Origin of the sequence: Pseudomonas sp. SO81, from assembly GCF_030374125.1 — a bacterium.
Classification (GTDB): domain Bacteria; phylum Pseudomonadota; class Gammaproteobacteria; order Pseudomonadales; family Pseudomonadaceae; genus Aquipseudomonas.
Genome location: NZ_CP126126.1, coordinates 2,040,291 through 2,059,794, shown reverse-complemented (window position 1 = coordinate 2,059,794; position 19,504 = coordinate 2,040,291). Strand labels below are relative to the sequence as shown.

At 63.9% G+C, this 19,504-nt stretch carries 16 protein-coding genes; 8 read left to right on the top strand and 8 right to left on the bottom strand.

What is annotated here, in order from left to right; genetic code table 11:
- Positions 1 to 41: 41 nt before the first annotated feature.
- The 8 genes from OH686_RS09800 (at position 42) to hemE (ending at position 13,601) form a co-directional block, all read left to right on the top strand.
- On the top strand, positions 42 to 2,168 hold the full coding sequence (locus OH686_RS09800; protein WP_289538919.1) for a type IV pilus secretin PilQ: 2,127 nt from the start codon (positions 42 to 44) through the stop codon (positions 2,166 to 2,168).
- A gap of 1 nt (position 2,169) precedes the next feature.
- Positions 2,170 to 2,688, top strand: coding sequence for a shikimate kinase AroK (gene aroK, locus OH686_RS09795; protein WP_289538916.1), 519 nt, complete (start codon positions 2,170 to 2,172; stop codon positions 2,686 to 2,688).
- 49 nt (positions 2,689 to 2,737) lie between these two features.
- On the top strand, positions 2,738 to 3,841 hold the full coding sequence (gene aroB / locus OH686_RS09790; RefSeq protein WP_289538173.1) for a 3-dehydroquinate synthase: 1,104 nt from the start codon (positions 2,738 to 2,740) through the stop codon (positions 3,839 to 3,841).
- Between the two features lie 9 nt (positions 3,842 to 3,850).
- Positions 3,851 to 5,512, top strand: a complete 1,662-nt coding sequence (locus OH686_RS09785; protein ID WP_289538171.1) for an AAA family ATPase — start codon at positions 3,851 to 3,853, stop codon at positions 5,510 to 5,512.
- Between the two features lie 245 nt (positions 5,513 to 5,757).
- Complete coding sequence (gene gltB / locus OH686_RS09780) at positions 5,758 to 10,203, top strand: glutamate synthase large subunit (RefSeq protein ID WP_289538169.1); 4,446 nt, start codon at positions 5,758 to 5,760, stop codon at positions 10,201 to 10,203.
- Between the two features lie 31 nt (positions 10,204 to 10,234).
- On the top strand, positions 10,235 to 11,653 hold the full coding sequence (locus OH686_RS09775) for a glutamate synthase small subunit GltD family protein (protein ID WP_289538167.1): 1,419 nt from the start codon (positions 10,235 to 10,237) through the stop codon (positions 11,651 to 11,653).
- A 226-nt stretch (positions 11,654 to 11,879) separates the two neighbouring features.
- The gene (cynS, locus tag OH686_RS09770; protein ID WP_289538165.1) at positions 11,880 to 12,320 is read left to right on the top strand and encodes a cyanase; all 441 of its coding nucleotides are present in this window, start codon (positions 11,880 to 11,882) and stop codon (positions 12,318 to 12,320) included.
- 213 nt (positions 12,321 to 12,533) lie between these two features.
- Complete coding sequence (gene hemE, locus OH686_RS09765) at positions 12,534 to 13,601, top strand: uroporphyrinogen decarboxylase (RefSeq protein WP_289538163.1); 1,068 nt, start codon at positions 12,534 to 12,536, stop codon at positions 13,599 to 13,601.
- A 57-nt stretch (positions 13,602 to 13,658) separates the two neighbouring features.
- On the opposite strand, the gene OH686_RS09760 is transcribed toward hemE, so the two are convergent.
- Genes OH686_RS09760 through OH686_RS09725 form a run of 8 tightly spaced genes read right to left on the bottom strand, consistent with a single transcriptional unit; the run spans position 13,659 to position 19,369 of the window.
- Entirely contained in the window at positions 13,659 to 14,096 is a 438-nt protein-coding gene (locus OH686_RS09760) for a YbjQ family protein (RefSeq protein WP_289538161.1), read from the bottom strand.
- 21 nt (positions 14,097 to 14,117) lie between these two features.
- Positions 14,118 to 14,516, bottom strand: coding sequence for a hypothetical protein (locus OH686_RS09755; protein ID WP_289538159.1), 399 nt, complete (start codon positions 14,514 to 14,516; stop codon positions 14,118 to 14,120).
- Between the two features lie 22 nt (positions 14,517 to 14,538).
- The gene (locus tag OH686_RS09750) at positions 14,539 to 15,765 is read right to left on the bottom strand and encodes a beta-ketoacyl-ACP synthase (RefSeq protein WP_289538158.1); all 1,227 of its coding nucleotides are present in this window, start codon (positions 15,763 to 15,765) and stop codon (positions 14,539 to 14,541) included.
- Entirely contained in the window at positions 15,765 to 16,493 is a 729-nt protein-coding gene (fabG, locus tag OH686_RS09745; protein ID WP_289538156.1) for a 3-oxoacyl-ACP reductase FabG, read from the bottom strand. Before fabG ends, OH686_RS09750 begins: the two co-directional genes overlap by 1 nt.
- Positions 16,490 to 16,951, bottom strand: coding sequence for a hotdog family protein (locus OH686_RS09740; protein WP_289538154.1), 462 nt, complete (start codon positions 16,949 to 16,951; stop codon positions 16,490 to 16,492). Before OH686_RS09740 ends, fabG begins: the two co-directional genes overlap by 4 nt.
- Entirely contained in the window at positions 16,948 to 18,165 is a 1,218-nt protein-coding gene (locus tag OH686_RS09735) for a beta-ketoacyl-[acyl-carrier-protein] synthase family protein (protein WP_289538152.1), read from the bottom strand. Before OH686_RS09735 ends, OH686_RS09740 begins: the two co-directional genes overlap by 4 nt.
- A complete protein-coding gene (locus OH686_RS09730) occupies positions 18,165 to 18,659 on the bottom strand; it encodes a hypothetical protein (RefSeq protein WP_289538150.1) in 495 nt (164 codons plus the stop codon). Before OH686_RS09730 ends, OH686_RS09735 begins: the two co-directional genes overlap by 1 nt.
- Positions 18,659 to 19,369, bottom strand: coding sequence for a class I SAM-dependent methyltransferase (locus OH686_RS09725; protein ID WP_289538148.1), 711 nt, complete (start codon positions 19,367 to 19,369; stop codon positions 18,659 to 18,661). The genes OH686_RS09730 and OH686_RS09725 overlap by 1 nt, the downstream gene beginning before the upstream one ends.
- Between the last annotated feature and the right edge of the window lie 135 nt (positions 19,370 to 19,504).

Below are 19,504 nucleotides of genomic sequence, written 5' to 3'. Positions count from 1 at the left end.
TCATGAAAAATAATTACGGGCCTGCTAAACGGAACAAGCTAATGAATATTTCATTTACTCGCCTTGGAGCGTCGTTGCTTCTGGCTTTGGTCGCCCCAACGCTGATGGCGGCAGAGTTACAGGGGTTAGACGTTGCTGCTTTGCCTGGGGATAAGATTGAGCTGAAGCTCTCCTTTGATCAGGCTATGTCTGCTCCGCGAGGCTATACGATAGAGCAGCCAGCCCGAATTGCGTTGGACCTTCCAGGTGTCATCAATAAGTTGGGGACCAAAAATCGTGAGTTGGGCGTGGGTAACGCCCGTAGCGTAACCGTGGTTGAGGCGAAGGATCGTACAAGGCTAATTATTAATCTTACGACTCTAGTGCCATACAGTACTCGTGCAGAGGGTAAGGATCTTTACGTTGTGGTTGGTGATGCGGCTGGTCGCTCGCTTTCATCTACTCCCGCCGCCACAGTTGCAGAAGTTGCTAAGCCAGCTAAGCCTGCGTTGGCAGGGCGTGCAATCAACGGAATAGATTTCCAGCGCGGAGAGCAGGGTGAAGGTAATGTCGTTATTGAGCTTTCTGACTCTTCCGTGAGCGCAGATATTCAAGAGCAGGGCGGGAAAATTAGGCTTGAATTTTCCAAGGCACAGCTCCCGGAACATCTTCGTGCCCGCTTAGATGTCAAGGATTTCGCTACTCCTGTTCAGTTTGTTAATGCCTCTGCTCAAGCTGATAAAGTCACGATAAGCATTGAGCCTACAGGGTTTTATGATTATTTGGCTTTCCAGACTGACAACAAGCTAACTGTCAGTTTCAAACCCTTGAGCCGGGATGATGTCGAGAAGCGCAAAGCGGAGCGCTTCGCTTATAGCGGGGAGAAGCTGTCCTTAAATTTCCAAGATATTGACGTTCGCTCGGTGCTTCAGTTGATTGCTGATTTCACTGATTTGAATTTGGTCGCTAGCGATACTGTGCAGGGAAATATCACTCTGCGCCTTCAAAATGTACCTTGGGATCAAGCTCTCGATTTGGTTCTTAAGACTCGAGGGCTGGATAAGCGCAAGGTTGGTAATGTTCTGCTAATTGCACCCGCCGACGAAATTGCAGCTAGAGAACGTCAGGAGCTTGAGGCTCAGAATCAGATAGCAGAGCTTGCGCCGCTGCGTCGAGAGTTGATCCAGGTGAACTACGCTAAGGCTGCTGACATAGCAGCGCTATTTCAGTCGGTTGCTGCTACAGAGGGTGGTGGTGCTGGTGAGCGCGGCACGGTGACAGTTGATGATAGAACGAACAGTATCATTGCCTATCAAACTCAGGATCGTCTGGATGAACTGCGGCGGATCGTGGCCCAACTTGATATTCCTGTGCGTCAGGTAATGATTGAAGCTCGTATAGTTGAGGCTTCCGTCGGTTACGAGAAAGATATTGGTGTCCGTTGGGGGGGGACCCTCGGTGGGGCGGGGTCTAAATGGCGTAGCTATGGTAAGGATGGGGCTACTGGCATTGAGGATCAAGACGGCGCGAACTGCGGCCCGTTCGCAGGGGTTTGTACTCGGCCGACTGTGGAGAATGGGGATAGCAATGTTCCTGTGCCCTTCGTCGATATGGGAGCCTCGGAGGCTACTTCCGGCATAGGTATCGGGTTTATTACGGATAATGCCATTCTCGATCTGCAGTTAAGTGCGATGGAGGCTAGCGGTAATGGTGAGATCATTTCCCAGCCTAAGGTTGTTACTTCGGATAAGGAGACTGCGAAGATACTGAAAGGCTCCGAGATTCCATATCAAGAAGCTAGCTCTAGTGGTGCTACCTCTGTTTCCTTTAAGGAAGCGGCGCTCTCTCTGGAAGTTACCCCTCAGATTACCCCTGATAATCGAATTATCATGGAGGTGAAGGTTAATAAGGATGCGCCCGATTATGATCGAGAGGTCAATGGGGTTCCGCCGATCAACAAGAACGAGGTGAATGCCAAGATCCTTGTTGAGGATGGTGAGACGATAGTGATTGGTGGCGTATTCTCCAATACTCAGTCGAAGTCAGTTGAAAAGGTTCCACTCCTTGGTGACATTCCTTTTATCGGGCGTGTGTTCCGTCGGGATGCGGTAAGGGATGAGAAGAACGAACTGCTGGTCTTCATTACCCCGCGGATCATGAATAGCCAGGCTATCGCTGTAAGTAAGTAAGATTGTGAACGTAATCTTGGTAGGCCCGATGGGGGCTGGTAAGAGCACCATCGGGCGGTTTTTGGCGAAAGAGCTGAGGCTGCATTTCAAGGATTCGGACAAGGAAATCGAGCAGCGTACCGGTGCCGATATTCCCTGGATCTTCGATGTGGAGGGTGAGCAGGGTTTTCGCGAGCGTGAGCAAGCGATGATTGCGGAGCTCTGCGAGCTCGGTGGTGTGGTGATTGCCACGGGTGGTGGGGTCGTGCTGCGACCTGAGAATCGCCAGGCGTTGCGCGAAGGAGGGCGGGTCGTATATCTGCACGCTTCCGTCGAGCAGCAGCTGGAGCGCACTTCTCGAGATCGTAATCGGCCTCTGCTGCGCAATGCGGAGCCTGGCAAGGTGTTGCGCAACCTGATGGAGATTCGTGATCCGCTCTACCGGGAGATCGCAGATGTGATCATCGAGACGGATGAGCGGCCGCCGCGTCTGGTGGTGCAGGAAATCATTGAGCGTCTCGAGGCACTGCCTCCCCGTTAAAGAGCGCGTCTATCTGCGTTATCCTATGCCCTTTCTGTTCGGGGGCTTCATGCAGACTCTTACTGTCGATCTTGGTGAGCGCAGCTATCCCATTTACATCGGGGAAGGGCTGCTTGCTCGTTCTGATCTGTTCAGGCCTCACTTGGCGGGGCGTCAGGTGGCGATCGTCACCAACGAAACCGTCGCTCCTCTCTATCTCGATACGCTGCAGCAATCCCTGAATGGGCAGGACATCGCGTCCGTGGTGCTGCCCGATGGCGAAAGCTTCAAGACCTGGGAAACCCTGCAGCTGATCTTCGATGGCCTGCTCGAAGCGCGCCACGATCGCAAGACTACCGTTATCGCGCTGGGTGGCGGTGTTGTTGGCGATATGGCTGGCTTCGCAGCGGCCTGCTACCAGCGTGGCGTCGACTTCATTCAGGTGCCGACCACCTTGCTGTCGCAGGTGGACTCTTCCGTTGGCGGCAAGACGGGCATCAACCACCCGCTGGGCAAGAATATGGTGGGCGCTTTCTATCAGCCCAATGCTGTGATCATCGATACGGCTGTCCTTGGCACCCTGCCTGCGCGCGAGCTGTCTGCCGGGCTCGCTGAAGTGATCAAGTACGGCCTGATCTGCGATCTGGAGTTTCTGGGCTGGCTGGAAGAGAACATCGATGCATTGCGTTCGCTGCAGCCTGAAGCTCTCATCGAAGCCATCGAGCGCTCCTGTGCGGCCAAGGCGCAGGTGGTGGGGGTGGATGAGCGCGAGTCTGGCTTGCGCGCCATCCTGAACCTCGGCCATACCTTCGGTCATGCCATCGAGACGCATATGGGCTATGGCGAATGGCTGCACGGCGAGGCAGTGGCTGCCGGTACCGTCATGGCGCTGGAAATGTCGTTTCGCCTGGGTTGGATCGCGACCGCCGAGCGCGATCGGGGCATTCGTCTTCTGCTGCGGGCCGGTCTGCCGGTGGTTCCGCCCGCTGAGATGGGGCCCGACGATTTTCTCGAGCACATGGCGGTCGACAAGAAAGTGCTCAATGGTCGCCTGCGCCTGGTCTTGCTGCGTCAGCTCGGCGAGGCCGTGATTACCGATGACTTCCCGCGGGAAGTTCTGGATGCCACCTTGCGCGCAGACTACCGCGCGCTGCTGGCTCAGCTTGGAGAATAAGAGAGCTACATGACCAGTTTGCATGCCGACGAGGCGCTCCTCGCGCACTACCAGTTCAGTCATGACCCCTTCGCTGCGCGGGTGCCGGGCTTCCGTTTCTATCCGGCCCAGCGCAAGCCGGTGCTGGGGCAGCTGCACCACCTGGCGCGCTACAGCCAGTTGCTGCTGGTGGTGACCGGCCCGCATGGCAGCGGCAAGACCCTGCTGCGCCAGGCGCTGGTCGCCAGTACCAACAAGCAGGCGGTGCAGTCGGTGGTTGTCTCCGCGCGCGGCGCCGGGGATGTCGCCGGCGTGCTGCGCCAGGTCGCCCAGGGGCTGGGCATGCAGCAGACGGACGTGCGCAGCATCCTGGCTCAGGTGGCGCAACTGGCGCTGACCGGGCAAGAGGTCTATCTGCTGGTGGATGACGCTGAGCAGCTGGCCGATGCTGCCCTCGAGGCCTTGTTCACATTGGCGGCGGGCAATGCCGATGGGCGCCCGCACGTCTTCTTGTTTGCCGAGAGCGACATCCTGCCGCGACTCGAGCTGATGGCCGATGGCGAGGAGCGCTTCCACGCGGTCGAGCTTCTGCCGTACAGTGAGGACGAGACCCGCGAATACCTGGCGCAGCGCCTCGATGGGGCCGGACAGGGTATCGACCTGCTGAGCGACGATCAGGTCAGCGATATTCACCTGAGCTCCGGCGGCTGGCCGGGTGCGATCAATCAGGCGGCGCGCGAAGTGTTGGTCGAGGCCATGCTGGCGAGCCGTAGCGCTGGTGCAGGCTCGTCCGGTGCCGGCTTGCCGAAGAAGCATCTGCTGGCATTGGCCGTGGTTGCGGTTGCGCTCGGTGCTGCCTGGCTGATGCAGGGGCGGACGGAAAGCACGCCGCCGATGGTTACCGAGGCTCCGATCGAGTTGCTGCCGCAGAGTGCCGCGCCGGTGGTTGCCGATGCGCAGCAGCCGGTGAGTGCGCCCGCGGCTCCGGCGCAGGCTCCTGCTGCAGTGGAGTTCAGTGGTGCCAGCCAGCCGCTGCCGCTGCCCTTGGTGGGCGAGGCGCAGCCGGTGATCCGTGAGCCGCTGGCCCAGGCCTCCGGCATGGAGGATGACGAGGCTGGAGCCGCTGCTGGCCAGGAGGCGGTGCCGTCCGCGGTGCAGCCGACTCCGACAGTTACACCGGCTCCGGTCGTGGCTGCGCCAGTGGTTCCGACTGTGGCGAGCGTACCGGCGGTGGCGCCAGCCGCTCCGGTTACCACCAAGCCTGCTCCGGCGCCTGTTGCGGCTGCTCCGGTGATCAAGCCGGCGCCCGCTCCGGCTGCCGCAGCCAAGCCTGCGCCAGCGCCCAAACCTGCAGCTGTGCCTGCAGCCAAACCGCCCGTGGTGGCCAGTGCCGCTCCGGCTCCGGGTGGCGAATGGTATGCCAGCCGCCCGTCTGGTAATTACGCCCTGCAGATCCTCGGTACCCGCTCCGAGAGCAGCGCCAAGGCGTTCGTCAGCAAGAACGGCGGCGAATATCGCTACTTCAAGAAGCTGCACCAGGGTCAGGCACTCTACGTGGTGACCTATGGGCAGTTCTCCAGTCGCGCTGCCGCCCAGGCGGCGGTCAAGTCGCTGCCGGCGGCGGTGCAGGCGGGCAAGCCCTGGCCGCGCAGCTTTGCCAGCATCCAGCAAGAGGCGGTGCGGGCCCACTAGTGGCCCGTGGATTGCCTCTCATTTGGTGACCGGCTGGTCCTAGCACGGGCCTCTGGTCGCCGCCTTTCTTCCAGGCGACAGAAGTTTTCATTTGGCCGTCACAAAAATTTGTGAGGGCCGGGGTCGCTATGTAAAATGACCCCCCTTTGCCTGCGCCAAGCTGGGGCACAGCCCTGCGCGGAAGGCAGCTAGGTCGATGAATTAGAAAGCAATTTGCCCTTCGAGGCAGCCTGGTGAGAGTGTCTATGAAAGCAGGTCTATACCATCCTGATCAGTTCAAGGATAACTGCGGCTTCGGCTTGATCGCCCACATGCAGGGCGAGGCGAGCCATCACTTGCTGAATACTGCCATTGAAGCCCTGACCTGCATGACCCACCGCGGCGGCATCAACGCCGACGGCAAGACCGGTGACGGTTGTGGTCTGTTGATTCAGAAGCCTGACCTGTTCCTGCGCGCCATCGCCAAGGAACAGTTCGGCAGCGAACTGCCGCAGCAGTACGCCGTGGGCATGGTGTTCTTCAATCAGAGCCCGGCCAAGGCCGAGGCCGCCCGCGCCAACATGAACCGTGAGATCGAGGCCGCCGGCCTGCAGCTGATCGGCTGGCGCAAGGTGCCGGTGGATACCAGCGTGCTCGGCCGCCTGGCCCTGGAGCGCCTGCCGCAGATCGAGCAGGTGTTCATCGGTGGCGCCGGCCTGGATGACCAGCAGTTCGCCATCAAGCTGTTCAGCGCCCGTCGTCGCTCCTCGGTGGCCAACGCCGCCGACACCGACCACTACATCTGCAGCTTCTCGTCGAAGACCATCATCTATAAAGGCCTGATGATGCCGGCGGACCTGCAGCAGTTCTATCCGGACCTCGGAGACGAGCGCCTGCAGACCGCCATCTGCGTGTTCCACCAGCGCTTCTCCACCAACACCCTGCCGAAATGGCCGCTGGCGCAGCCGTTCCGCTTCCTCGCCCACAATGGCGAGATCAACACCATCACCGGCAACCGCAACTGGGCCGTGGCCCGTCGCCTGAAGTTCGCCAACGAGCTGATTCCGGACCTGGAAGAGCTGGGCCCGCTGGTCAACCGCGTCGGCTCCGACTCCTCGAGCATGGACAACATGCTCGAGCTGATGGTCACCGGCGGCATCGACCTGTTCCGCGGCGTGCGCATGATCATTCCGCCGGCCTGGCAGAACATGGAAACCATGGACGCCGACCTGCGCGCGTTCTACGAGTACAACTCCATGCACATGGAGCCGTGGGACGGCCCCGCGGGCGTGGTGATGACCGACGGTCGTCACGCCGTCTGCCTGCTCGACCGCAACGGCCTGCGCCCGGCGCGCTGGGTCACCACCAAGAACGGCTACATCACCCTGGCGTCGGAAATCGGCGTGTGGGACTACAAGCCGGAAGACGTGATCGCCAAGGGCCGTGTCGGCCCGGGCCAGATCCTCGCGGTGGACACCGAGACCGGTCAGGTGCTGGACACCGATGCCATCGACAACCGCCTGAAGTCGCGCCACCCCTACAAGCAGTGGCTGCGCCAGAACGCCGTGCGTATCCAGGCCAAGCTCGACGACGACCATGGCGTGGCCAGCTACGACGCCGACCAGCTCAAGCAGTACATGAAGATGTTTCAGGTCACCTTCGAGGAGCGTGACCAGGTGCTGCGTCCGCTCGGCGAGCAGGGCCAGGAAGCCGTGGGCTCGATGGGCGACGACACGCCGATGGCGGTGCTGTCGCAGCGCATCCGTTCGCCCTACGACTACTTCCGCCAGCAGTTCGCCCAGGTGACCAACCCGCCGATCGACCCGCTGCGCGAGTCGATCGTCATGTCCCTGGAGATCTGCCTGGGCGCCGAGCGCAACATCTTCGAGGAGTCCCCGGCCCACGCCAGCCGCGTCATGCTGAGCAGCCCGGTGATCTCCCCGGCCAAGTGGCGCGCGCTGATGAGCCTGACTACCCCGGGCTTCGAGCGTCACGTCATCGACCTCAACTACGATCCGGCCATCGGTCTGGAAGCCGCGGTGCGCAACATCGCCGACCAGGCCGAGGAAGCCGTGCGTGCCGGCAAGGTGCTGCTGGTCCTCACCGACCGCCACATCGCCCCGGGCAAGCTGCCGGCGCATGCCGCGCTGGCCACCGGCGCCGTGCACCATCGCCTGACCGAGAAGGGCCTGCGTTGCGACTGCAACATCCTGGTCGAGACCGCCACTGCCCGTGACCCGCACCACTTCGCCGTGCTGGTGGGCTTCGGTGCCTCCGCCGTTTACCCGTTCCTGGCGTACGAAGTGCTGGCTGACCTGATCCGCACCGGTGAAGTGCTGGGCGACCTCTACGAGGTGTTCAAGTACTACCGCAAGGGCATCTCCAAGGGTCTGCTGAAGATCCTGTCGAAGATGGGTATCTCCACCGTCGCTTCCTACCGTGGCGCCCAGCTGTTCGAGGCCGTCGGCCTGTCCGACGAAGTCACCGAGCTGTGCTTCCGTGGTGTCGCCAGCCGCATCCAGGGTGCGCGCTTCACCGACATCGAGGCCGAGCAGAAGCTGCTGGCCAACGAGGCCTGGAACAACCGCAAGGCCATCCAGCAGGGCGGTTTGCTCAAGTTCGTCTACGGTGGCGAGTACCACGCCTACAACCCTGACGTGGTCAACACCCTGCAGGCCGCCGTGCAGCAGGGCAGCTACGAGAAGTACCAGGAGTACGCCGCGCTGGTGGACAACCGCCCGGTGTCGATGATCCGCGACCTGTTGCAGCTCAAGCTGGCCGACCAGCCACTGCCGCTGGACCAGGTCGAATCGCTGAGCGACGTGCTGAAGCGCTTCGACTCCGCCGGTATCTCCCTCGGTGCCCTGTCGCCGGAAGCCCACGAAGCCATCGCCGAGGCGATGAACCGCCTGGGCGCGCGCTCCAACTCCGGTGAGGGCGGTGAAGACCCGGCCCGCTACGGCACCGTGCGCAGCTCGAAGATCAAGCAGGTGGCCACCGGCCGCTTCGGTGTGACCCCGGAATATCTGGTCAACGCCGAAGTGCTGCAGATCAAGGTGGCCCAGGGCGCCAAGCCCGGCGAAGGCGGTCAGCTGCCTGGCGGCAAGGTCAACGGCCTGATCGCGCGTCTGCGTTATGCCGTCCCCGGCGTGACCCTGATCTCGCCGCCGCCGCACCACGACATCTACTCGATCGAGGACCTGTCGCAGCTGATCTTCGACCTCAAGCAGGTCAACCCGCAGGCGCTAGTCTCGGTCAAGCTGGTGGCGGAAGCCGGTGTCGGCACCATCGCCGCCGGCGTGGCCAAGGCCTATGCCGACCTGATCACCATCTCCGGCTACGACGGTGGCACCGGCGCTTCGCCGCTGACTTCCATCAAGTACGCCGGCAGCCCGTGGGAACTCGGCCTGGCCGAAACCCACCAGACCCTGCGCGGCAACGACCTGCGCGGCAAGGTGCGCGTGCAGACCGACGGCGGCCTGAAGACCGGCCTCGACGTGATCAAGGCCGCCATTCTCGGCGCCGAGAGCTTCGGTTTCGGCACCGGTCCGATGGTCGCCCTGGGCTGCAAATACCTGCGCATCTGCCACCTGAACAACTGCGCCACCGGCGTGGCCACCCAGAACGACAAGCTGCGTAAGGATCACTTCATCGGCACCGTCGAAATGGTGATGAACTACTTCACCTACGTCGCCGAAGACACCCGCCAGTGGCTGGCCAAGCTGGGCGTGCGCAGCCTGGGCGAACTGATCGGGCGTACCGATCTGCTCAGCGTGCTGCCGGGCGAGACCGACAAGCAGGGCAACCTGGATCTGAGCCCGCTGCTCGGCAGCGACCACATTCCGGCCGACAAGCCGCAGTTCTGCGAAGTCGAGAAGAACCCGCCGTTCGACCAGGGCCTGCTCGCCGAGAAAATGGTCGAGCTGGCCAAGGCCGCCATCGCCGGCAAGACCGGCGGCGAGTTCGAGCTGGACATCTGCAACTGCGACCGCTCCATCGGTGCGCGCGTGTCCGGCGAGATCGCCAAGCAGCACGGCAACCAGGGCATGAAGGACGCGCCGATCACCTTCCGCTTCAAGGGCACCGCGGGCCAGAGCTTCGGCGTGTGGAACGCCGGCGGCCTGCATCTGCGCCTGGAAGGCGATGCCAACGACTACGTCGGCAAGGGCATGACCGGCGGAAAGCTGGTGATCACCCCGCCGGCCGGCAGCCCGTTCAAGACCCAGGAATCGGCCATCGTCGGCAACACCTGCCTGTACGGCGCCACCGGCGGCAAGCTGTTCGCCGCCGGTACCGCCGGTGAGCGTTTCGCCGTGCGCAACTCCGGCGCCCACGCCGTGGTGGAAGGCACTGGCGACCACTGCTGCGAGTACATGACCGGCGGTTTCGTCTGCGTACTGGGCAAGACCGGCGTCAACTTCGGTTCGGGCATGACCGGCGGCTTCGCCTATGTGCTCGACCTGGACAACGGCTTCGTCGACCGCGTCAACCACGAGCTGGTGGAAATCCAGCGCATCAGCAACGAGGCCATGGAGGCTTACCGTAGCCACCTGCGCGGCGTGCTGAGCGAATACGTGGCGGAAACTTCCAGTCCCTGGGGCACTCACCTGCTCGAGAACCTGGAGGATTACCTGCGCAAATTCTGGCTGGTCAAGCCGAAGGCCGCGAGCCTCGGTTCGCTGCTCTCCAGCACCCGTGCCAATCCGCAATAACGCGCCTGAAGTGGTTTGATGAGGTTTTAAAATGACTGAACGTCTGAACAACGACTTCCAGTTCATCGAGGTCGGGCGCAAGGATCCGAAGAAGAAGCTCCTGCGCCAGCGCAAGAAGGAGTTCGTGGAGATCTACGAACCCTTCAAGCCGGCCCAGGCCGCGGACCAGGCACACCGTTGCCTGGGTTGCGGCAACCCGTACTGCGAGTGGAAGTGCCCGGTGCACAACTTCATTCCCAACTGGTTGAAGCTGGTCTCCGAAGGCAACATCCTGGCCGCCGCCGAGCTGAGCCACCAGACCAACACCCTGCCGGAAGTGTGCGGCCGCGTGTGCCCGCAGGACCGTCTGTGCGAGGGTGCCTGCACCCTCAACGACGGCTTCGGCGCGGTGACCATCGGTTCGGTGGAGAAGTACATCACCGACACCGCCTTCGCCATGGGCTGGCGTCCGGACATGTCCAAGGTCAAGCCGACCGGCAAGCGCGTCGCCGTGATCGGTGCCGGCCCGGCCGGCCTGGGCTGCGCCGACGTACTGGTGCGCAACGGCGTGACCCCGGTGGTGTTCGACAAGAACCCGGAAATCGGCGGCCTGCTGACCTTCGGCATCCCCGAGTTCAAGCTGGAAAAGACCGTGATGAGCCGTCGACGCGAAGTCTTCACCGGCATGGGCATCGAGTTCCGCCTGAACACCGAGATCGGTGTCGACATCACCATGCAGCAGCTGCTGGATGAGTACGATGCCGTGTTCATGGGCATGGGCACCTACACCTACATGAAGGGTGGCTTCCCGGGCGAAGACCTGCCGGGCGTCACCGACGCGCTGGACTTCCTGATCGCCAACGTCAACCGCAACCTCGGCTTCGAGAAGTCCCCCGAGGATTTCATCGACATGAAGGGCAAGCGCGTGGTCGTGCTTGGCGGCGGCGACACCGCGATGGACTGCAACCGCACCTCCATCCGCCAGGGCGCCAAGGCCGTGACCTGCGCCTACCGTCGTGACGAAGAGAACATGCCGGGCTCGCGCAAGGAAGTGAAGAACGCCAAGGAAGAGGGCGTGAAGTTCCTCTTCAACCGCCAGCCCATCGCCATCGTCGGCGAGGACAAGGTGGAAGGCGTCAAGGTGGTCGAGACCCGTCTCGGCGAGCCGGATGCCCGTGGCCGTCGCAGCCCCGAGCCGATCCCGGGCTCCGAGGAAATCATCCCGGCCGAAGCCGTGCTGATCGCCTTCGGTTTCCGTCCGAGCCCGGCTGCTTGGTTCAGCGACTTCAAGATCGACACCGACAGCCAGGGCCGTGTGGTGGCGCCGGAACAGAACCAGTTCAAGCACCAGACCAGCAACCCGAAGATCTTCGCCGGTGGCGACATGGTGCGTGGTTCCGACCTGGTGGTGACGGCGATCTTCGAAGGCCGCAACGCCGCCGAAGGCATCCTCGACTACCTCGGCGTCTGATCCTCGGCGCCCCATTCTGGGGCGCCTGCGCGGCTAGTTCGCTAGCCGCGCGGATCAATCCCCGCTTCACCCAAGTATCTCCAAGGCCGCGCCGCTCGTACCCGGTGCACTGCCGCACGCGCGGCACATGGCCGTCGTGCGCCTGGTACGACTCCTGCTTCGCTTCTTCACGCATCCCATCCGGGCCGCCATCTGGCGAGGCCCATGACCCGCGTGAGGACTTTCCATGGACAAGCAACAGATGAGCACGGCCATCATCCAGGCCCGCCAGCGTCTCGGTATCAGCTGGGCCGAACTGGCGCACGCCATCGAGATGTCGCCGGTGTGGACCACCTCGGCCTGCCTCGGCATGAACAGCATGCCGGCCGACAAGGCCGAAGCCCTGTGCCGCACGTTGGAGCTGCCCGGCGAGGTGGCCCTGGCCCTGCAGGCCTTCCCGCACAAGCACTGGGACAAGACGGTGCCGACCGACCCGCTGGTGTACCGCTTCTACGAGATGATCAATGTCTACGGCGACACCATCAAGGAGCTGATCCAGGAGGAGTTCGGCGACGGCATCATGAGCGCCATCGACTTCAGCATGGATATCTCGCGGGTCGCCGACCCCAAGGGCGACCGCGTACAGATCGTGCTCAACGGCAAGTTTCTGCCTTACAAGGCCTGGTGACGACGCGCGGCATAAGGTCGCGATAGACAAAAGGCACGGCGCTCGCCGTGCCTTTTGTTTTTGGGTCTGCGAAAATGCCCGCACTTTTTCTGCGCCACGGTGCGCGGTGCACCTGTGATCCAGGGCCCGCCCGGAGGAGGGGGACGCCACTGGCCGACTCCCGCACAATCCCCGCCGTTAAGTTTCCCTGCCGTATTTCCAGGAACCCTGCCGATGTCCGCCCTGAAGAACGACCGTTTCCTGCGCGCCCTGCTCAAGCAACCCGTCGACGTCACTCCCGTATGGATGATGCGTCAGGCCGGCCGTTACCTGCCGGAGTACCGCGCCACTCGCGCCAAGGCCGGTGACTTCGTCAGCCTGATGAAGAACCCCGAGCTGGCCTGCGAGGTCACCATCCAGCCGCTGGACCGCTACCCGCAGCTGGACGCCGCGATCCTGTTCTCCGACATCCTCACTATCCCCGACGCCATGGGTCAGGGCCTGTACTTCGAGACCGGCGAAGGTCCGCGCTTCAAGAAGGTGATCAGTTCGCTGGCCGATATCGAGGCGCTGCCGATTCCCGATCCGGAGAAGGACCTGGGCTACGTGATGGACGGCGTGCGTAATATCCGCCGCGAGCTGAACGGCCGTGTGCCGCTGATCGGCTTCTCCGGCAGCCCATGGACCCTGGCCACCTACATGGTCGAGGGCGGCTCCAGCCGCGACTTCCGCAAGTCCAAGGCGATGCTCTACGACAACCCGCAGGCCATGCACGCGCTGCTCGACAAGCTGGCGCAGTCGATCATCGCCTACCTCAACGGGCAGATTCGCGCCGGCGCCCAGGCCGTGCAGATCTTCGATTCGTGGGGCGGCGCGCTGTCGGCCGCGGCCTACCAGGAATTCTCCCTGCGCTACATGAAGCAGATCGTCGACGGCCTGATCCGCGAGCACGACGGTCGCCGCGTACCGGTGATCCTGTTCACCAAGGGTGGCGGCCTGTGGCTGGAGTCCATGGCCGAGACCGGTGCCGAGGCCCTGGGCCTGGACTGGACCTGCGATATCGGCAGTGCTCGTGCCCGCGTCGGCAGCAAGGTGGCCCTGCAGGGCAACATGGACCCCGCGGTGCTCTACGCGAAACCTGAGGCCATCCGCGCCGAGGTCGCGCGCATCCTGGCCAGCTTCGGCCAGGGCAGCGGCCAGGTATTCAACCTCGGCCACGGCATCACCCCGGAAGTCGATCCGCAGCATGCCAAGGCCTTCTTCGAGGCGGTGCACGAGCTGTCGGCGCAGTACCACGCCTGATTCAGGCGCATAAAAAAGGGCCGCTGATGCGGCCCTTTTTTATGGCGGACAAGCGTCTTACTTGACGTTGGCCAGGTCGGCCTTCAGGGCGACACCGGCCATGATGGCGCCGGCGTGGCACTCGTACTTCTGCGCGTCGGAATAGACCACGTTCTTGTAGTTGCTGACGATGTTGACCACGGCATTGGCACCGGCCTGCTTGGCGGCGTTCTGCATGCGGATCAGCGCGGACTGCAGGGCCCAGGAGCAGGCGCCTTCGTCGCTCTTGTTGAAGGCGTTGGTCTTCTGGCTGGTGGTCACGCCGGACTTGACCACGCTGGCCTTGACCGGGTTGCCGGCCAGGTAGAACTTCACGCTGCCATCCAGGCGCCCGGCGTTCAGGGCTTCCTGCACGGCCTGCTCGAACGGCAGGAAGTGGGTGGTGTCACGCGCCTGGCTGATGCCCGGGATAACAGCGAAGAGCAGGGCGGCCAGGGTCCAGTTTTTCAGTTTCATGGTCGTCTCCTTGACGAAAGGTCACGGGGTGGGGGGAAGGTTGAGCTGGTGTTCGATCTCTAGCTTGAGGTACTTCACCCAGCGATTGTAGGTGCGGTGAATCTTGCCGTTCTTGTACTCCAGACCCTGGCTGCTGCGATAGCGGATGAAGATGTCGCGCGGGTTGTAGTCGATGGTGATGGCCGCCTGGTGGCGCTCGCGCACCAGGATATCGGCCTGCACGCGGCCCGGCTGGACCTGGCCGACCTGCCAGCGATAGGTGTGCAGGGCGCTGAGAATGGCCTGCTCGACCTGCAGGTCGCTGATGGCCGAACCCGGCGGCAGCTCGATAGTCGGCGTGTCGACGGGCTGCAGCGTGCTGCAGGCGGCAAGGCCCGAGACGATCAGGCCGAGCAGGAGGGTGCGCAGTAGTGCGGGCATGGGGACTTCCTTGTGTCTGTTTTCAGTTCCAGCGCTTGAAGATCAGCGAGGTGTTCACCCCGCCGAAGGCGAAGTTGTTGTTCATCACGTACTGATGGCTCATCTGGCGGAACTCGCCGCGCAGGTAGTCCAGCTCGCCGCATTCCGGGTCCACGTTGTCCAGGTTCAGCGTGTGGACGTAGCTGTCGCTGTTCATCATCTCGATGCTGAACCAGGACTCCAGCGCGCCGCAGGCGCCCAGGGTGTGGCCGAAGAAGCTCTTCTGCGAGCTGATCGGCATCTGCGGGCCGAACAGGCTGCTGGTGGCCAGGCTCTCGGCCACGTCGCCCTGGGCGGTGGCGGTGCCGTGGCCGTTGACGTAGCCGATGGCAGAGGGCGCAAGGCCGGCATCTTCCAGGGCCAGCTCCATGGCGCCGCGCATGGTTGCCTGCTCCGGCTTGGTGGCGTGGATGCCGTCAGAGTTGCAGCCGAAGCCAACGATCTCGGCGTGGATGGTCGCGCCGCGCGCCAGCGCGTGCTCCAGTTCCTCCAGCACCAGGATGCCGGCGCCTTCGCCGATCACCAGGCCGTCGCGGCCGGCGTCATAGGGGCGCGGCGACAGGTGCGGGGTATCGTTCTTCAGGCTGGTGGCGTAGAGCGCGTCGAAGACCATGGCCTCGGTCGGGCACAGCTCCTCGGCGCCGCCGGCCAGCATCATCTTCAGGCGGCCGAACTTGATCGCCTCGTAGGCGTAGCCGATGCCCTGGCTGCCGCTGGTGCAGGCGCTGGAGGTGGGAATCAGGCGGCCCTTGAGGCCGAAGAAGATGCTGATATTGGCCGCCGTGGTGTGCGGCATCATGCGGATATAGGAGTTGGCGTTAAGGCCATCGGCGACGGAGTTGAGCAGCATATTGCCGAACGCTTTGATCTCGTCGGTGCTGCCGGTGGACGAGCCGCAGGCCACGCCCATACGGCCATCGGCGATGCACGGATCGCCGAGCAGGCCGGCATGCTCCAGGGCGCGCTCGGCGGCGAACACTGCCAGCTTGGACACCCGGCCCATGCTGCGGGTCTGCTTGCGCGACCAGTGCTTGGGCTGGACGAAGTCGTCCACCGGGCCGCCCAGGCGGGTGTTCAGTTCGGTGAAGCGATCCCACTCGTCCATGCGGCGGATGCCGCTGCGGCCTTCCTTGAAGGCGGCCGAGATGGTCGGCCAGTCGCTGCCCAGCGAGGTGATACCGGCCATGCCGGTGACGACTACACGTTTCATCAACACAAACCACCGTTCACCGCGAGGACCTGGCGGGTAATGTACGCCGCCTCCTCGGACATCAGGAAATTCACTGCTCCGGCCACTTCCTCGGGCGTGCCCATACGCGCGGCCGGAATCATCTTGAGGATCTCCTCCACCGGCACCTGCTCGTCGAGGATCTCGGTGTCGATCAGCCCCGGCGCCACGCAGTTGACCGTGATCTTGCGCTTGCCCAGCTCGACGGCCAGTGCCTTGGCCGCGCCGATCACGCCGGCCTTGGAGGCGCTGTAGTTGACCTGGCCACGGTTGCCGATCAGCCCGGAGACCGAGGTGATGCAGACGATGCGCCCGGCCTTGCGGCGGCGGATCATCGGCATGGTCAGCGGGTGCAGCACGTTGTAGAAACCGTCCAGGTTGGTGCGCAGCACCTGATCCCAGTCGTCGTCGGTCAGCGCCGGGAAGGCACCGTCGCGGGTCAGGCCGGCGTTACACACCACGCCGTAGTAGGCTCCGTGCTGTTCCACATCGGCTTCCAGCGCCGCGCGGCAGGCGGCGCGGTCGGAGACATCGAACTGCAGGATGCGCGCCTGCCGGCCGAGCTCGGCGATCTGCGCCTGCACGGCCTCGGCCTCGTCGCGGCGCGAGCGGCAGTGCAGGACGATGTCGTAACCGGAGCGGGCCAGGCGCAGGGCGATGGCTCTGCCGATGCCACGGCTGGAGCCGGTGACCAGGATGGTTTCAGTCATTGCGATTGCTCTTGCTGCTCTTGTAGATACCTCGCCACTTCCGGCGGGCGGAACACATTGAGGCGCGCCTCGGCATGGATATCCGGGCCGTCCAGGTGGCACTCGAACACGCCCATGCCGTTGTCGTCCTGCAGCGAGCGCAGGGCCTTGATGCGCAGCTCGGCGCCGGCCGGGAAGCGCTCGACGTTGCACTCGAACTTGCGTGTACCGAGGAGGAAGCCCAGCTCCACCGGCAGGCCGGCCTGGCGCGCCTGGCAACCGGCGTAGGCGGCGATGCTCTGCGCCATCAGCTCGACGCCGACCCAGGCCGGCAGGCTGCCGTCGGCCTGGTTGAACAGGCCGCCGGGACGCACGGTAAGACGGGTCTCGATGTCTTCGTCACCGAAGCTGACGACTTCGTCGATCAGGATCATGTCGCCGGCGTGCGGCACCAGCTCGGCGATGGGCCAGAGGCTCATGGCGCGTCTCCCAGTGGTACATCACCCAGGATCAGTGCGACGTTGTTGCCGCCGAAGGCGAAGGAGTTGCTCATCAGCCGGCGGCTACTGCTGCGGGCCAGTTGATCGCCAGCACCGACCAGTTGCAGCGGTTCCAGCGATGGGTCGGCCTGGCCGTCCCACAGGTGAGGCGGCAGCAGGCCGTCGCGGTTGTGTTCGCTTAAGACGAGCCAGCAGAAGGCCGCCTCCAGTGCGCCAGCGGCGCCCAAGGTGTGGCCGGTCAGCGGCTTGCTCGACGAGCAGGGCACGCCAGCGGGAAACAGGCCGCGCACGGCCTTGCTCTCCATCGCATCGTTGTGCGCCGTGGCGGTGCCGTGCAGGTTGAGATAGTCGATATCCGTGGCGTTGAGGCCGGCGTTGGCCAGGGCCTGCTGCATTGCCGCGCGAGCGCCGAGGCCCTCGGGGTGCGGCGCGGAAATATGGTGGGCGTCGGAGGTGGCGGCGCCGCCGAGGAAGGCGATCGGGCTGGCTTCGCGGGTCATCGGCTCTTTAGTCATAAGAAATAGCGCGGCGCCCTCGCCGATATTGATGCCGTGGCGGTTCACTGAGAAGGGATTGCACGGCTCGGCGGACACCGCTTCGAGGGCCGAGAAGCCGTTCAGGGTCAGGCGGCACAGGCTGTCCACGCCGCCGCAGATCACCGCATCGCACAGGCCCTGTTGCAGGAGGCGATGGGCGCTGAGCAGGGCGCGCGCGCTGGAGGTGCAGGCGGTGGACTGGCAGTACACCGGGCCGGCCAGGCCCAGCCAGTCGGCGAGGAAGGTGGCCGGCGCGGCCATCTCCTGCTGGGCGTAGTCGTAGTCGGCGGGCAGTTCGCCGTCGTGGAGGAAGCGGGCGATGCCGGCACTGGCCTCGCGGATGCCCGAGGTGCTGGTGCCCAGCACCAGGCCTACGCGGGTGGCGCCGTAACGGGCGATGGCGGCGCGCAGCTCCGGCTCGATCTGCTGGGCGGCGGCCAGCAGCAGCTGGTTGTTGCGGCTATGGGCGGCCTCGAAGCCTTCCGGCATGGCCGGCAGGGGAGCACGCACGGCGCCGACGGTGAGGCGGCGGTCGCTGACCCAGCCGTCCTCGGCGCGCATGCCGGAGGCGTCGCCGGCCAGCAGCGCGTCGGCCACCGCCTGCTTGCCTTCGCCTAGGGCGCACAGCAGGCCGAGGGCATTTAAATAGCTGGGCATCAGTTGCCTTCTTCTTGGTTCAGCGCGCGCACCCGATAGCTGAGCTGCGGTGCGGCGAGGGTGAAGTCCAGTGCGGAACGGTAGCGGATTCGCCAGTCCGGGTTAAGCCGGCGCTGACCATCGGCGCCGCGCTGCCAGCTGCCCTCGGGGTAGGCGGTCAACGCGTCATCGGTGGTGAGGGCGAACAGCAGGGCGGCGAACAGCTCGCGCGCTTCGGCGTTGGGTGGCAGCAGGCCGTCGTTGCGCCACTCGCCGTGCTCCAGCAGTTGGCGCGCCAGGGGCACGCCGAGCGGGTCGAACAGCGACCAGCGCAGGGCCTCACCTTCGGCCTGGATCACCAGCAGCCAGTCGCGCTGCTCGGCGTTCTGCGTGCGCTGGACCTGCAGGCTGATCGGCAGTGCGGCGCTCAGGGCGGGGCTGCTCGCCGGCACGGGCGTATGCCCGGCGCAGGCGCCGAGCAGCAACGTGAGGGCGAGTAGCAGAACCCTAGGCATCACGGCTTGCGTGCCACCGCGTTGACCAGGGTCTCGTCACGCTGGCCGAACGGCTTGGCCTTGACGATGCCCCAGCGTTCCAGCAGGCCGAAGTCCTTGGAGCGGCTCCACCACAGATAGGGGTAGGAGACGTTGCGTTCCTCGAACTGGAAGCTCTGCTGGCGCAGCATGCCCAGGTATTCCTCGGCGCTCTTCTGCACGTGCATGGGGTGGCGGAACAGCCAGCGGATCACCCAGGTGTCGATGTAGAACTTGGTCGACTCGGCGAACAGCAGCAGGCCGCCCGGTTTCAGCACTCGCCAGAACTCGGCCAGCGCCTGCTCCTGCTCGACCAGGTGATGGAAGGTCTGGTGGCAGAACAGGATGTCGACGGAGGCGTCGGGCAGGTCGATGGCCGCACAGTCGCTGGCGATCAGCTGCACGTCGAGGCCCAGGCGCTCGGCCTCGGCGCGCGAGCAGTCGAGGCTGTACGGGTCGGCATCGAGGCCGATCATCCGCGCCGGAGCGAAGGCCTCCTGCAGCAGGCCGAACGAGCGGCCCTGGCCGCAGCCGGCGTCGAGCAGCACCGGCGCCTGCGGCAGCGGTGCATCGATCAGGCGCTTGAGGTCGTTGATCGCCACGCGCAGCACATGGTGCTGCCAGACGTGGCTCTGCAAAAACCAGAAGCCGAAGCGGGTTTCCTCGACGTAGGTGGCGGCGGCGCGTTCCATCGACATTTATTCCTTTAGGAAGTGGTTTGCACAGTCGCCGAGCGCCGCTGAGGCTAGGCAAAAACGGCTGAGGAAGCGCAGTTTACGTGTTGTAAATGAGCATTCCGAAGCCGTTTTTAACGACGCATCGGCAAG